Source organism: Synechococcus sp. R6-10, assembly GCF_047461815.1.
Lineage (GTDB): Bacteria > Cyanobacteriota > Cyanobacteriia > Thermostichales > Thermostichaceae > Thermostichus.
This window is the reverse complement of the sequence record NZ_JANSHW010000209.1, coordinates 1-13,094: the sequence shown is the minus strand read 5'-3', so window position 1 is coordinate 13,094 and position 13,094 is coordinate 1. Positions and strand designations below refer to the sequence as shown.

15 protein-coding genes and 1 tRNA gene are annotated in these 13,094 nt (G+C 59.2%); 10 read left to right on the top strand and 6 right to left on the bottom strand.

Annotated elements, in window-relative coordinates; translation table 11 throughout:
* Positions 1 to 109: 109 nt before the first annotated feature.
* The gene (locus NW837_RS06685; RefSeq protein ID WP_414330056.1) at positions 110 to 820 is read right to left on the bottom strand and encodes a Uma2 family endonuclease; all 711 of its coding nucleotides are present in this window, start codon (positions 818 to 820) and stop codon (positions 110 to 112) included.
* Between the two features lie 152 nt (positions 821 to 972).
* Between NW837_RS06685 and NW837_RS06680 the strand changes: the two genes are divergently transcribed.
* From NW837_RS06680 to groL, 4 genes are all read left to right on the top strand, one after another.
* A complete protein-coding gene (locus NW837_RS06680; RefSeq protein WP_414330053.1) occupies positions 973 to 1,452 on the top strand; it encodes a GNAT family N-acetyltransferase in 480 nt (159 codons plus the stop codon).
* An 11-nt stretch (positions 1,453 to 1,463) separates the two neighbouring features.
* A complete protein-coding gene (locus NW837_RS06675; protein WP_414330050.1) occupies positions 1,464 to 2,579 on the top strand; it encodes an NAD(P)/FAD-dependent oxidoreductase in 1,116 nt (371 codons plus the stop codon).
* Positions 2,580 to 2,667: 88 nt separating this feature from the next.
* On the top strand, positions 2,668 to 2,994 hold the full coding sequence (locus tag NW837_RS06670; RefSeq protein ID WP_414330048.1) for a 30S ribosomal protein PSRP-3: 327 nt from the start codon (positions 2,668 to 2,670) through the stop codon (positions 2,992 to 2,994).
* Between the two features lie 199 nt (positions 2,995 to 3,193).
* Complete coding sequence (gene groL, locus NW837_RS06665; protein WP_414330046.1) at positions 3,194 to 4,822, top strand: chaperonin GroEL; 1,629 nt, start codon at positions 3,194 to 3,196, stop codon at positions 4,820 to 4,822.
* 211 nt (positions 4,823 to 5,033) lie between these two features.
* Here the strand turns inward: groL and NW837_RS06660 are convergent, their stop codons facing one another.
* Together NW837_RS06660 and NW837_RS06655 are read right to left on the bottom strand one after the other, a co-directional pair.
* Positions 5,034 to 5,429: a DUF4346 domain-containing protein gene (locus NW837_RS06660; protein ID WP_414330043.1), complete on the bottom strand. Its 396-nt coding sequence runs from the start codon at positions 5,427 to 5,429 to the stop codon at positions 5,034 to 5,036.
* A 197-nt stretch (positions 5,430 to 5,626) separates the two neighbouring features.
* Positions 5,627 to 6,259 (bottom strand): DUF4384 domain-containing protein, encoded by a 633-nt coding sequence (locus tag NW837_RS06655; protein WP_414330041.1) that lies wholly within the window; start codon positions 6,257 to 6,259, stop codon positions 5,627 to 5,629.
* Positions 6,260 to 6,519: 260 nt separating this feature from the next.
* On the opposite strand from NW837_RS06655, the gene NW837_RS06650 reads away from it, so the two are divergent.
* Positions 6,520 to 6,957, top strand: a complete 438-nt coding sequence (locus NW837_RS06650) for a tetratricopeptide repeat protein (RefSeq protein ID WP_414330039.1) — start codon at positions 6,520 to 6,522, stop codon at positions 6,955 to 6,957.
* Here NW837_RS06650 and NW837_RS06645 read toward each other — a convergent pair.
* The gene (locus NW837_RS06645; protein ID WP_414330036.1) at positions 6,938 to 7,417 is read right to left on the bottom strand and encodes a TerB family tellurite resistance protein; all 480 of its coding nucleotides are present in this window, start codon (positions 7,415 to 7,417) and stop codon (positions 6,938 to 6,940) included. The genes NW837_RS06650 and NW837_RS06645 overlap by 20 nt on opposite strands.
* A gap of 249 nt (positions 7,418 to 7,666) precedes the next feature.
* On the opposite strand from NW837_RS06645, the gene NW837_RS06640 reads away from it, so the two are divergent.
* The 4 genes from NW837_RS06640 to rsmD all read left to right on the top strand — a co-directional run bounded on the left by NW837_RS06640 (position 7,667) and on the right by rsmD (position 10,590).
* Positions 7,667 to 7,751, top strand: a tRNA-Ser gene (locus tag NW837_RS06640).
* A gap of 583 nt (positions 7,752 to 8,334) precedes the next feature.
* Positions 8,335 to 9,102 (top strand): HEAT repeat domain-containing protein, encoded by a 768-nt coding sequence (locus NW837_RS06635; RefSeq protein ID WP_414330034.1) that lies wholly within the window; start codon positions 8,335 to 8,337, stop codon positions 9,100 to 9,102.
* A 39-nt stretch (positions 9,103 to 9,141) separates the two neighbouring features.
* Positions 9,142 to 10,029: a Sll0314/Alr1548 family TPR repeat-containing protein gene (locus tag NW837_RS06630; protein ID WP_414330032.1), complete on the top strand. Its 888-nt coding sequence runs from the start codon at positions 9,142 to 9,144 to the stop codon at positions 10,027 to 10,029.
* Positions 10,030 to 10,038: 9 nt separating this feature from the next.
* Positions 10,039 to 10,590 carry a 16S rRNA (guanine(966)-N(2))-methyltransferase RsmD gene (gene rsmD, locus NW837_RS06625; protein WP_414330030.1) on the top strand — a complete coding sequence of 184 codons (552 nt, stop codon included), beginning with the start codon at positions 10,039 to 10,041 and terminating at the stop codon, positions 10,588 to 10,590.
* Here rsmD and NW837_RS06620 read toward each other — a convergent pair.
* Positions 10,587 to 11,207 (bottom strand): hypothetical protein, encoded by a 621-nt coding sequence (locus NW837_RS06620; RefSeq protein WP_414330028.1) that lies wholly within the window; start codon positions 11,205 to 11,207, stop codon positions 10,587 to 10,589. The two genes, rsmD and NW837_RS06620, sit on opposite strands and share 4 nt — an antisense overlap.
* Positions 11,208 to 11,252: 45 nt before the next feature.
* Entirely contained in the window at positions 11,253 to 12,767 is a 1,515-nt protein-coding gene (glgA, locus tag NW837_RS06615) for a glycogen synthase GlgA (protein ID WP_414330026.1), read from the bottom strand.
* A 120-nt stretch (positions 12,768 to 12,887) separates the two neighbouring features.
* On the opposite strand from glgA, the gene NW837_RS06610 reads away from it, so the two are divergent.
* A partial coding sequence (locus NW837_RS06610) for a hypothetical protein (RefSeq protein WP_414330024.1) occupies positions 12,888 to 13,094 on the top strand: 207 nt, incomplete at its 3' end.

Sequence of the window (13,094 nt, the reverse complement as noted above, 5' to 3'; positions counted from 1 at the left end):
CATAACTTCCGCATTCCTCCCGACACTGACCCTACGGGTACAGTGCGGGGCTCCTGCGATTTCTAGCTGAGTGTAGTGGAGGGTGGGTGCTGAAGGGGATCCCTGGGCTTCAGCTCTCCAAATCGGGATCCTCACCCAAAGCCCGCAATCTTGCTGCCAGACGCTCCGCCCGTTGATGTTCTCGCTCCGCCCTTTGGCGTTCTTGCTCGGCCCGTTCCCGCTCCAACTCAGCCCGTTCATCGCCGGTCAGCAGCAACTGCCCTTGGGCATCACACCAGCGCAGCCAGCGAGCTTGTTTCCCCTCAAAAACGCCTTCCCACACCGTCAGGCCCAGCCCCACCTGTTCTAGCCAGGTCTCGGTCATTTCCGCGTAGTGGCGGCCCCGCAGTTCGAAAATGCGCAACTCCTCTGGCCCCAGCTCATGATTGGGATCGAAGACCGCGTAGTAGCTAACTCGCATCTGCTCATAACGGCTCAGCTTGCCTTCCAGCTCGTCGCCTTCGCGGTTGGAGACGATCTCGATCACCACATCCGGCGGCTTGTCAAATTGCCAGAGCAGGTAGCAACGGTTTTGCTTCTCCCACCATTGCTCCGGCACCGTGACGTCCAGGCTGAGAAAAACATCCGGCACAATCGGGGGCCGACCGATGGCGGTGTAGATGCCTACATTTGCCGCTGCTAAAAAGGTTTTGCCGCGCAAAGCGCTGTAGAGAGCCCCTGTCAAGAGGCGCTGCTGTTTTTCCGAGGCAAAGTTATCCACCGGGGTATCATCCTCTGTTACGAGATCGGCGACGTCGGGAACCAGCAGTTCAGTATCCATGGGCAGATGGGGTTGGGGATGCTAGCGATCTTAGCTGCTCACCTCAGGGATCCTCTGCTCCCTGAGAAACAGAGAAAACAGAGTCCTCGAGCAAGCCCAGGTACAATCGAGAAAGCTTTACTTAACGATGATTTCTTTTTCTTCGCTGCTCGATGCAGATCGACATCCGTCCTGCGGAAAACTCGGACAGTGCGGCTCTGCTCCACATTTTGCAAGTGGTCTTTGCGGAGTATCCAGGCTGTGTATTGGACATCGAAGAGGTGCCGGAGTTGCTTCAGCCTGCCACAGCTTTCGCGGAGATGGGGGGATCCCTTTGGGTGGCGCAGCATCAGGATCAAGTGGTCGGCTGTGTCGGCCTTGTGCCCGATGGGATCCCTGGGCGCATGGAGCTGAAAAAACTCTACACCCTGCCTGCAGTGCGCGGTCGGGGTTTGGGTCGGCGTTTGATTGAACAGGCCGAATTTGCGGCTCGGCAGCAGCAGGCGGACTCTCTGCATCTGTGGACAGATACTCGCTTCACGACGGCTCATCGGGTTTATGAGCGGCTCGGCTATGTGCGTCTGCCGGAAATTCGTGAATTGCACGATCGCAGCAACTCTGTGGAGTATCACTACGAAAAGCGTCTCCGTTGAGGGTCGGGCTGTTGAACTGTGATGCGTTGGTGATCGGCTGTGGGGTGGTGGGCTGTGCCATCGCCTACGAATTGTCTGCGGCTGGCCTATCGGTGGTTGGGATCGATGCCGGGGATCCTGCCGCCGGCTCGACAGGGGCAGCTCTGGGGGTATTGGTGGGCATTTCCAGTCGGCAAGCGGGTGGGGAGACGGTTCAGCTTCGCCTGAAAAGCCTGGAGCAGTTCGATCCCCTAATCGCGCGGCTGGAGGAAGACCTGGGCCGGAGTTTGCCCGTCAATCGGCGCGGCATTCTCAAACTCCTCAGGGAGGAGGAAGTGGAAGCTTGGCAAGAGACCCTGGCGGCCCGCCGACAAGCAGGTTACCGCCTAGATCTGCTCAGCCCTGCCGAAGTGGGATCCCTGCAGCCCGGCCTGCGCAGCGACCTGGCGGCGGCCATCTACTCTCCCCAGGATCGACAAGTCCAACCCAAGCTCCTAACCCAGGCTCTCTTGGAAGCAGCCCAACGCAAGGGATCCCGCTTTTTCTTCCACCAGCCTGTCCAGAAGATTCAGCGCAGCTCGGATCCCCCCTTTCGCCTGCAAACGGTTTACACGCCCGCTCTCACCCTCTCGGCAGGGCACGTCATCCTGGCGGCAGGTCTGGGCAGCTCTCCTCTGGCCAAAGAGCTGGGGCTGCAGGTGCCGCTGCAAGCGGTCAAAGGTCAGGCCCTGCGGGTCAAAGCCCCCGGGATCCCCCTGGGGCCCGTGGTCACCGACGCGGATCTGCATCTGGTTCCCCTGGGGGATGGATCCCTGTGGGTGGGGTCAACAGTGGAGTTTCAGGCCCCCCATCCCGAGCCGACGCTGCTGGCGCTACAAGATCTGTTGGCCCGTGCCATCAGGCTCTGCCCGGCTTTGGCCGAAGCAACTTTGTTGGAGCATTGGGCCGGCCATCGGCCTCGACCAGTGGGACAGCGCGCCCCCATCCTGGGTTGGGCTCCTGGCTACGCCAATCTGCTCATTGCCACCGGCCATTATCGCAATGGAGTGTTGCTGGCCCCGATCAGCGCCGCCATCCTGCGGGACTTGGTACTGAAAGGGGAAACAGCCCTCTGTGATCTAGGGCCCTTTGCCCCCAGACAGGGCTGAGCCCGTATCCATCTTCCGGCTCTCGGCCCGCCGATGGACAGGACATATGTCAGAATGAAAGGCTGCCTGGTTAGGATCGGATCGTCCGTTGAGTAGCCCAAAGGAGAAGAGAGCCTTGCCGAAGTTCGCCCTAAAAGCCCTCTGGTTGGAAAACGATTTGGCTATTGCCGTCGATCAGGTGGTGGCCAAAAACCGCAGCCCCCTCACCCACTACTTTTTCTGGCCGCGGGATGACGCTTGGGAGCAGCTTAAGGCTGAGCTGGAAAGCAAAACTTGGATCAGCGAAGTGGATCGCATCGAGCTGCTCAACCGAGCCACCGAACTCATCAACTACTGGCAAAACGGCGGGCGCAACCGCCCCATCAGCGAAGCCCAGGCCCAGTTTCCCGACATCCTGATCGGCGGCAACTCCTAGCCCTCTCCCCCCTGTCAGCCAAAACGTGACTCCGGATCTGCCCATCTTGCTCAGGCTCCCGTCTTTGAGCTAGATTGGCACTCGGGAGTTTAGAGTGCTAACTCCCTGCTAGCCGAGCCGGAGGATTCCTGGGAACCCCACTCCGCCTGGCAGTACCCAAAGTAGGAGCCCAGTCAGACTTACGAGGATCGCGGATTCTATGGCAAAGCGGATTCTGTTTAGAGAAGAGGCCCGCAAGGCATTGGAGCAGGGCATCAACCAACTGGCGGATGCAATCAAGGTTACGATTGGCCCCAAAGGACGCAACGTGGTCTTGGAGAAGAAGTTTGGTGCCCCCCAAATCGTCAACGACGGGGTCACGATTGCCAAAGAAATTGAGTTGGCGGATCCTTTGGAGAACACAGGCGCCCAGTTGATGCGGGAAGTGGCCTCTAAGACCAACGATGTGGCCGGAGATGGTACCACCACAGCCACCATCCTGGCCCAAAGCATGGTGCGGGAAGGGCTCAAAAACATCTCGGCGGGCGCCAACCCTGTGGCCTTGCGACGCGGCATTGAAAAGACCACCGCCTACTTGGTGGAGCAAATTGCGGCTCACGCCAAGGCTGTGGAAGGCCGTAAGACCATCGCCGAAGTAGCCACTATCTCTGCCGGCAACGACAGCGAAGTGGGAGAGATGATCGCCAAGGCCATGGATGCTGTAGGGCGAGATGGGGTGATCACGGTCGAAGAATCCAAGTCGCTGGAAACCGAGTTGGACGTGGTGGAGGGGATGCAGTTTGACCGCGGCTACATTTCCCCCTATTTCGTCACAGACTCGGAGCGGATGGTGGCCGAGTATGAGAATGCTTATCTGCTGATTACCAGCAACAAGATCTCCAGCCTGCAAGATCTGGTGCCCATCCTAGAGCGGGTGGCCCGCGAGGGTCGGCCTCTTCTGGTCATTGCGGAGGATGTGGAGGGAGAGGCTCTGGCCACATTGGTGGTGAACCGCCTGCGGGGGGTACTCAATGCGGTGGCGGTCAAGGCTCCGGCTTTTGGGGATCGGCGCAAAGCCATGCTGGAAGATATCGCCATTCTCACCGGCGGGCAGCTCATCTCTGAGGATGTTGGCATCAAGCTGGATAAGGTCACCCTGGACATGATGGGGGTGGCCCGCAAGATCACTGTCACCAAAGACAAGACCACCATTGTGACCGATGGCAGCACCAAGGCGGCGGTGGAAAAGCGGGTGGCTCAAATTCGCAAGCAACTGGAAACCACCGATTCCGAGTACGACCGCGAGAAACTGCAAGAACGCATCGCCAAGTTAGCCGGGGGAGTGGCGGTGATCAAAGTGGGGGCTGCCACTGAAACCGAACTCAAAGATCGCAAGCTGCGCATTGAGGATGCCCTGAATGCCACCCGAGCTGCGGTGGAAGAAGGGATCGTCCCTGGCGGCGGGGCGACGCTATTGCACCTCTCCAAAGGGATCCCGGCTTTCAAGGCCAAGTTGAATGCCGAAGAACAGGTGGGGGCAGAAATTGTTTACCGAGCCTTGCAGGCCCCTCTCTTTCAGATTGCCCACAATGCCGGTCTGGAAGGGTCAGTGGTGGTGGAAAAGGTTTTGGAGAAGGAGATGCCCTTTGGCTTCGATGCCCTGAGCGGAACCTATGTGGATATGTTTGCCCAGGGGATCGTCGATCCGGCCAAAGTGGTGCGCTCAGCGCTGCAAAACGCGGCTTCCATAGCCGGAATGTACCTCACAACCGAAGCGATTGTGGTGGAGAAGCCTGAGCCCAAACCGGCGGCCTCGGCGGCTGGCTCTGGAGCTAAGGGGATGATGTGAACTACCCCACAGCCAAAGTCAGGGGCTTCTGGGATCCCTAGACCGGGTTTCCCAAGGCTGCCCCTTCGGGCTAGCTCACCGGCGCCTTAAACATCCGTCTCTGGTGCCTGCTTGCCTGGTGTAGCAGATTGGATAGCGCTCCCTCTCCAGGCATAAATGCCGGGGCCCCCCTGCTAGGTCTCTGGTGAGTTCTGGCGCTGCATGGGCGGGCTTAGTCTTGGATGTACTCCTCGCCGGAGATCAGGGCAGCTTCGGCTTTTTGAAACTCCCTTCCCAAGTAGGCCGCATGGCTGAGCTGGGAGACCACTCTCTCCTGCTCCTTTTCAAAGATCTGTACACACAGTTCTTTGGCCGTGCGCCCAACATACACCCGTTCAGGGGATCGGTTGACGGAGCCCTTTGCCGGGATCACAGCTCCTGTTTCCGGATCGGTGGCCAGCCCCCGCTCATTGATGACGGTGCTGTAGTACTTGGCGCAAATGAGGTTCTGCTCCCGATCCAAGTAGATGACGAAATAGCCCGCCGGATCCAGATCCAGGGGGCGGCGGGAGAGATGGTCGTCAATGCTGCGAATCTGCTCGCTCAGGGGCTTGGAGGAAGGGGACATAGAATGGCCGACCAAAACCGCACAGGAGAAACGTAGCCGAGACTACCTTTGGCTGCTCTCATTGTGGCAGATGAACCCAATCTTTGGGCAGCCTTTGGGGTGGTTGACTTCCTTCCCAGCTTGAACGGTGGGGCTGGTCATATACCCGATGAAGGGGATCCTGTGCGGGCCATCCACCTGAGGTCTCAGAGCTTGGATTAGCGCGGGGCAACCCGATAGAACCGAGTGGCCGTCACCCACTGGTCGGAAGGGATCCCCTCGACAATAATGGCGCGGGCAATGGCATTGCCCAGTTGGGATCCCCGCACCCGCACGTCGGCAAAGGATCCACTCTGCTCGAAAGAGGCGATCTCCTGGAAGTTCAGCGGACGGGGGGATGCCACCGCCAACACCTGGGCTTGGCCGAAGGGTGGAGCGATGGTCAACCGATAGCTGGCCCCCGGCGGCGGGAAGGTGCGCACTTCTCCGGCCCGCAGAAACTCGTTGCCGCCGGAAAAGCGGTTGGGCAAAATCAGGTGAGTACGGCCATCGGCTTGGATGCTGAACAAGTAGACGTAGGCATCGCGGTTGGTGCTCAGGGTAATGGCAATCGGCTCGCCAGGCCGGTAGATGGGGTTAGACCCGTGCCGATCCAGCTCCAGATTCACCCGCAGGTCGGAAGGAACGGGGTTGACAATGATGGAGCGGGTGCCAACATCCAACTGACGAGTATCGGCCAGTTGCAGCCTTTGTAAAGGAGGGTAGATGCCTAGGGTTTGCGGAAAAACAGCGGTGGTCGGAGCCACAGACAGCCCCAAAGCCAGCGGTAGGAAAAGCAGTTTGGCATTCATGGTTCACACCCAATCAATGGCTATGTTCATCCTAGGAAGGGGCACAGGTTGAGGGGGTCAGGCTTTGCGCAATCTCCAATCTCCTGCCGCGGCAGTTTCTCCTGCTGCAGATGGCACCCCCAAGAGGGAAAAGACGGTAAACCAGCGGGGGCACGGCTCTGTTCTCGGCATCTAGGATGGGAATTGGGGGCAACACGTTTGGCAAGGGTTAAGCTGCAAATAACCTCACGCCAGGTTCCCATTCAACCCCCAACTTGCTCATGGCTCACGACAGCTACCAAGAAGGCATCGCAGCGGTACAAGCGGGCGATTTCCAGGCTGCCATCCAAGCGTTTCGCCAGGCGGTTGCTGCCGATCCAACCCATACCGAAGCTCGTTACAAGCTGGCCTGGGTACTGGGCATGAGCGGCTATCTGGATCCGGCCCTGACAGAGCTGGAAGCCGTTTTGGCGGCAGATCCCAACCATGTGGCAGCCCATTACAATCGAGGGGCCCTCCTCTTGCAAAAGGCCCAACTGGAAGCCGATGAGGATGGCCAAATCGATCTGGCCGTTCTACAGCAGGCAGAAGCAGCCTTTCAAGCGGTGATGCGCTTGGATCCCACCGACCAACGGGCCTTTGCCTTCCTCAATTTGGTCAAGCGGGCCATTCGCAACCATCAGGCGTCCACTCAGGTCTCTAGCGGCAGTGGCGGGTAAACCCCTGCACCAAGACTTCAATCGGCGCAATGCTGGGATCCCCCAGCTCAGCCTCTGCCTCTTGAGAGACCTGTTGCACCACTGCCGGTGACAGTTGCAGCTTTTCCACCAACTGCCGAAAAGCATCCAGCTCTTCCAGATTCACCACGGGCTCCTCCGGGCTGCGAGCGCTGGCGGCAATCACCAGGTAGCCCAACTTGAGGATGAGACGCTTCTCGGCCTCATCGCCGATTTTCGACAGCACCTCCTCCAACGGGACTTGCTGCACTAGGTACTGGCGGATCTCTTGCGCCAAGCTGGCCCGCTGGTCGGGATCCGAAGCAAAATGCTGAGAGAGTTGCTGGGCGATGAGTTCTACTTCCGCAGCCTCTAGCGCACCATCAGACCAGGCCATCGCAGTGACGGCTCGCAGCAGATTCATCTGCTTGGGAGTAATGCCGGGCGGGGGTGGAATGGGCATATATCCTCCTGGGGTGGCTTATCTGCCAGTGTAGAAGGGGATCCTGGACCCTTCTGGTTAAGTTTGGTATCTGCTCGATGGCTGCTGGCTTTGGCTCAAGTCAAGATAGGTGCCGCCCACCCGGTCGAAGGGGGGCTTTTGCCGAGGGGATCTGATAAGTCTGTGGAGGTTGTGGTCGGCTGGTGATTGCACAGCCTGAAGCCCATTGCGTAGCATAAATGAATAAAAGTCTGGGGATCCCAGCAGTTTGGAGAGGTGTCCGAGCGGTTTAAGGAAGCAGTCTTGAAAACTGCCGTGGTTCACGCCACCGTGGGTTCGAATCCCACCCTCTCCGCTTACCTGGAGGTGATGCCCAACGGGCCGCAGCTACAGAGATTCACATATCGCTTCTGGGGGAACGAGAGGCGGTCAGGGATAGGGGCGTACAACACTAGATAGCACTAGTTATCCACTAGTTATCTAGACATTGAGAGAGCTTGATGCCAGAACCGACTCAGCAACAGCTTTTACGGGGAGTGAGGGCAGTGGTCATGGCATCTCCTCAGGCAGCGGCAGAATGGATCAAGCGGTCAGCCGGGTGTCGGGAAGCTGGACGCGGTAGCCTTTGAGTTCTCTCGGTTGCGAAGCGGTGCATAGCACTCACACAAGCGCGGTCAACCTCTCTGCGTCCTTCGTCGGCCTCTCTACACTGAGAAGCATCCTGCGATTCTAGGGTAAAGACCGGTGGTGGGGAGCTGACGCTTTTGTTATCCTGTCGCATAAGCTCCCCCTCTGGGATCCCAGGGGAAAGTGGGCCAACCTTGCCTGACACTGAACGCCAGCACAGCCCGCATAATGTTCCCGCACAATGTCCTGCACAATGTTGTGTCAGCAAGACTTGGTTCTCGATGGCAGGTTTGCAGAGAGGACGTGACCTGATGTTTACTTGGCTCTGGACGAAACAATTTTCTCGCTTGAATCAAAGGCTACAGAGCCTAGAGGTAGCCCGCGAGGAAAACCTTCTGTCTCCCGATCTGAGCGCTCAAACTCTGCAGGTGGCCCCCGACTTTTGGGAACGGCAGCACCAAGCCTTTGTCTATGTGGACAAGCAAATGCAAAGGCTCAGCCGTCGCAGCAAGATTTGGGGAGGAATGGCGCTGCTGGCCATTCTGGCCGATGCGGCTTTGATAGTGGCAGGTCTGGCAGCGTTCCAGTCTTGGCAGCAGGTGCAGGCGGATCGCCAATTAACTCGCATTGCCCAGCAGACTGCGGCTGTCGATCCTGTGCAGCAAGCTTTTGAGGATCTGGTGGCTCAATTGCCCCAGATGAGCGGGGCAGAGCGATCTCGTGCCCTAGAGGCGTTGCAGGCTCTCTCGGCCATCTCGATGGCCTATGGCGGCTACTCCTCCGACGGTTCTGCGGGCATTTCCATGTACAGCTCTGTTTTCCCAGCGGCAGCAACCCCTCTGGAGGCTCAACTGCAAACCATCTACCAGTTGGGGCAAATGCGGGTGGTGGAGGCGGTGCCGGCTTTGCTGACCAAGCTTGCGGACGATGAGCCGGTGGTGCGGGAGGCGGCGGCCCGTGCCCTCGGCCAAATCGGGGATCCGCGCGCCTTGGGTCCCTTGCACGATCTTCTGGCCTATGAGCCCAATGAGTTGGTTCAAGATGCCGCTATTGCTTCGATTGCCCAACTGCTGCGCTGAAGAGAGGGTTAGATGGGGGTGGGAGTTGAGGCACTGGGGATGAGTATCGGCAAAATGAGCAGGCTGGGCAAACTGCTGGGGGTGATTTGTTGGGTGTGGGGATCCGCTCTGCCCGTTTGGGCGCAGGATCCCTTCCGCAGCGGGGACAATGCCCGCCCCATCAGGCCGGAGGTGGCGGCAGCTTTTGAAGAGTTCTTCTGTGCAGGCCGCTACAGCCAGAGCCGGGAAAAGCTGGAAATGGCCAAGAAAGCCTCTCCCGAAGAGCCGATGGTCTATGCCCTGTTGGCGGCGCTGGCCTATCAGGAGGGAGATCTGGAAGCATTTGCCCGGTTGGCTACCCAAACCCGACAGGTGGCTGCCGAGCTGAAAAAGACGGATCCCTTGCGTGGCAACCTTTACGAGGGTGTGGGCTACGGGCTAGAGGCAGCCAACATAGTGGTGCGAGATGGGGTGGTCATCGGTTTGCCCAAAGCTCTGCCCACCCTCAATCAATTGTTTGCCTCCATCCGGGCCGCCCAAGCAGTGGACAGCAGCGATCCGGAGCTCAATCTGCTCAACGGCTACATGGATTTGCTGCTGACCTACCGGGAGAAGGCTCTAAATCAGTTTCGGATGGCAGCTCCTGACTATCTGTCCTACCGCGGCCAAGCTCTGGCCTACCGGGATATGCAGCGCTTTGACGAGGCGCTGGAGGCGGTGGATCGAGCCATTGCTGCTTCTTGCAGCAACCCCGAGCTTTACTACCTCAAGGCGCAAATTCTGGTTTCCAAAGGGCAAGACCGAGAGGCCGTCCCCCTTTTCGATCAGGCCCTGCAAGCTTCCGCCCAACTGCCCCAACCTTTGGTGGAGCAAATCCAGATGGAGCGGGATCGCGCCGCCCAGCGCAGTGGGTTGACCGGCCAGTTGCCGGCCACGCCTAGCCCCTGAAGGGATCCCATGAGCCTGCGCATCAGCGGCAAACGAGCGCTGCAAACTCCCGCTGGCTTGGGCACCCGACCCACCCCTGGCCGGGTGAGGCAGGCATTGTTCAACATCTTGCAAGGGCAGGTAGAAGGCTGTCGCTGGCTGGATCTGTGCTGTGGAGCCGGTACGGTGGGGGCAGAAGCCCTGTGTCAGGGGGCCGCTTTTGTGGCCGGGATCGAGATTGCCGCCCCTGCCTGCCGCATCATCCGAGCCAACTGGGCCAAGGTGGCGCAGCCGGGGCAATCTTTCCAGGTCATTCAGGGAGATGCCCGCAAGCTGCTCAGCCGCGGCCTGAACTTGGAGCCATTTGATTACGTGTACTTTGCTCCTCCCTACGAGGCCGGTCTGTACGCCCCGCTCCTGCCCCTGATCCCGCCCTTGCTCAAGCCAGGCGGAACCTTGATCGTCGAGCATCGCAGCGGCCAGAAGCTACCAGACCAGGTGGGATCCCTGCTGCGCTTTGACCAACGAACCTATGGGCAAACGGCCCTCGCCTTCTATCGCCATCTGGAAGAGCAGCTCTAACTGGGAAAGGGGGTGCTGACAAAGCCGATTTCCAAGAGCTGCTGATAGGCTTGGGTGCCCAGCTCGCGGGTTGGGCCCTGGCTGTTGATGACCTGGATCAGCCAGCCCACAGCCTCCTCCGGTCGCCCGGCGGCGCGATAGACCACGGCCAAATCGTAGGCGGCTTGATCCCGGGCTTGGGCGGCAACACGGGCCAGCTCCCGCTGTTCTTCGGAGATGCGGTTTTGGATCCCGGCGAAGGCGCGGGAGAGATCTTGGTGGTAGTTGGAGCGCTGGTTGTAGGCGTTGAACACCTGTTGCAGCAGCTCGACAGCCTGGTCGTAGTTTTGCGCTTGGATGGCGGCATTGGCTTCGGCGGCCAGTTGTTCGGCTCGCAATGCGCTGAGGGCGCTGCTGGGCTGCTCTAGGGCGCGAAACTGCTGCGGATTGGGAATAAGCTGTTGCCCGGTGGGGAGCTGCTGAGCAGTGGCCCAGAAGGTGGAGCCCACGCCCAAGATGAGGCCGAGTAATACGCCGAAAACCAACCGCGCCCAAGAACGGCGCAGAAGGCTGAGCCCCTGTGCAATGGCGTCCTGGCGACAGCCTTGGGAAGCAACAGTAGGACGTCGTCCAATCATGTGCGGGTAACCCCCAAAACCTTTTTTGACCCGTTCCACTCTACCCTACTCCTCGTGCCTTTGCTGCAGCTCAGGGATCCCTTTGGAGCGAGGCTGGGAGGAGATGGGCTTCTTGAGCTTAGGCGGGGAGGGGTTTTCCGGCAGCAACGGTAGGTTGAGGATCAGCTCATACATGCGCAGGTATTCCAGCGCTGAGCGGTGCCAACTGAAATCGCTGGCCATGCCCCGCTTCTGCAGCGCTTGCCAAGTTTCTTTGTGCTGGAAGGCTTCCCAAGCCCGCGCCAGACAGGTGTAGAAGTCCAGGGCTTCGTAGCGGTCAAAGCAGTAGCCGGTGCCGATCCCCTTGCTGGGGATGTGGTGGCTGACGGTATCCACCAGCCCTCCCGTGCGGCGGACAATGGGCACACACCCATAGCGCATGGCGATCATCTGGCTGATGCCGCAGGGCTCAAAGCGGCTGGGCATCAAAAACGCATCTGCCCCCCCGTAGATCAACTGGGCCAGCTTGGGTTGGTAGCCTTTTTGGTAGGCCATTTTGCCCGGGTGCCGCTCGGCCATCTCCCGGATCCGCCCTTCGTAGTAGGCTTCGCCGCTGCCTCCCAGCAAAACGAATTGCGCGTCGCTGTAGGCCAAAAAGCGATCCAAGGCTTGGATGAGCAAGTCGATCCCTTTTTGCTCCACCAAACGGGCCACCATGCCCATCAGGAAGGTATCTGGGTTAACGGTCAAGCCCAACTTGGCCTGTAGCGTGGCTTTGTTGGTCGCCCGCCCGCTGAGATCATCGATGCTGAAATTGGCCTCTAGGTCTGGGTCGGTGCGGGGATCAAACCTATCGATGTCGATCCCATTCAAAATTCCTCGCAACCGTTCCCCTTTCCAGGCCAACAAGTCCTGCAGTCCTTCCCCATGCAGAGGGGTGCGAATTTCCATCGCATAGGTGGGCGAGACGGTGTTCACTTGGTCGGCGTAGAGGATCCCGGCAGCCATGGTGTTGTGGGCAGAAAAATACCAGGGCAGCCAGGTCATGCGCTCCAGTTGCCAGCGCCAGGGCCCTTGGTAGGCCAGGTTGTGGATGGTGAACACCGTGCCAATATCGGGAGCTTGGTGCATCCAGGCCGGGATCATGCCGGTGTGCCAATCGTGGCAGTGGATGATGTTGGGTTTCCAGGGGTAGTAAGTCCAGGCAAATTCGGCTACGGCGTTGGCAAAAAAGGTGAAGCGCCAGAACTCGTCCTCGCCGTAGTAGATGCGGTGGGGAGCAAAGCAGTAGTGGCTGACCAAGTAGAGGGGCACATCGGTGCCGGGCAAAACGCTTTCGTAAATATCGGCCACCTGACCCATGACCTGTTTAGACCAGATGGGATCTTTCGAGCGGGGGTATTGCCCCGGTTCCTGGCCGAACTTGTCCCAGAGAAAGCCATACAGAGGCATGATGATGCGGACATCCTGACCTAGCTTGCGCAAAACGACAGGCAGGGATCCCACCACATCCGCCATGCCCCCCACCTTGGCCAAAGGTGCTGCCTCTGCCGCTGCGAACAAAATCCTGGCTTGAACCACGCTGCCCTCCCTGGTGTTGTGGGCTCCGCTCCGCCGCCGTGAACGGATCCCGGCTCAGTTGCCCTCAGCCAAAACCCTTCCCATCCTAAAACACAAGGGATCCCTGCGCCGGATGAGCTGATGCAGCGCCTCATCTTGAGGTTATGTTGCAACTTATTGATTTTTCGTAAGATGGAAGGACAGTGCTGCTCAGAACTGTTGTGGGCGCTGCTGTATTGCACTTTATTCGTCGTCATTGTTCTGGAGAGACGTCCTATGACCATAGCGGTAGGGCGCGTGCGTCAGGAGCGAGGATGGTTCGACATCGTCGATGACTGGCTCAAGCGC

Coding starts and splice junctions, on each gene's coding strand:
- NW837_RS06685 (WP_414330056.1), bottom strand. CDS start 820: ATGGATACTGAACTGCTGGTTCCCGACGTCGCCGATCTCGTAACAGAG.
- NW837_RS06680 (WP_414330053.1), top strand. CDS start 973: ATGCAGATCGACATCCGTCCTGCGGAAAACTCGGACAGTGCGGCTCTG.
- groL (WP_414330046.1), top strand. CDS start 3,194: ATGGCAAAGCGGATTCTGTTTAGAGAAGAGGCCCGCAAGGCATTGGAG.
- NW837_RS06660 (WP_414330043.1), bottom strand. CDS start 5,429: ATGTCCCCTTCCTCCAAGCCCCTGAGCGAGCAGATTCGCAGCATTGAC.
- NW837_RS06655 (WP_414330041.1), bottom strand. CDS start 6,259: ATGAATGCCAAACTGCTTTTCCTACCGCTGGCTTTGGGGCTGTCTGTG.
- NW837_RS06650 (WP_414330039.1), top strand. CDS start 6,520: ATGGCTCACGACAGCTACCAAGAAGGCATCGCAGCGGTACAAGCGGGC.
- NW837_RS06645 (WP_414330036.1), bottom strand. CDS start 7,417: ATGCCCATTCCACCCCCGCCCGGCATTACTCCCAAGCAGATGAATCTG.
- NW837_RS06635 (WP_414330034.1), top strand. CDS start 8,335: ATGTTTACTTGGCTCTGGACGAAACAATTTTCTCGCTTGAATCAAAGG.
- NW837_RS06630 (WP_414330032.1), top strand. CDS start 9,142: ATGAGTATCGGCAAAATGAGCAGGCTGGGCAAACTGCTGGGGGTGATT.
- rsmD (WP_414330030.1), top strand. CDS start 10,039: ATGAGCCTGCGCATCAGCGGCAAACGAGCGCTGCAAACTCCCGCTGGC.
- NW837_RS06620 (WP_414330028.1), bottom strand. CDS start 11,207: ATGATTGGACGACGTCCTACTGTTGCTTCCCAAGGCTGTCGCCAGGAC.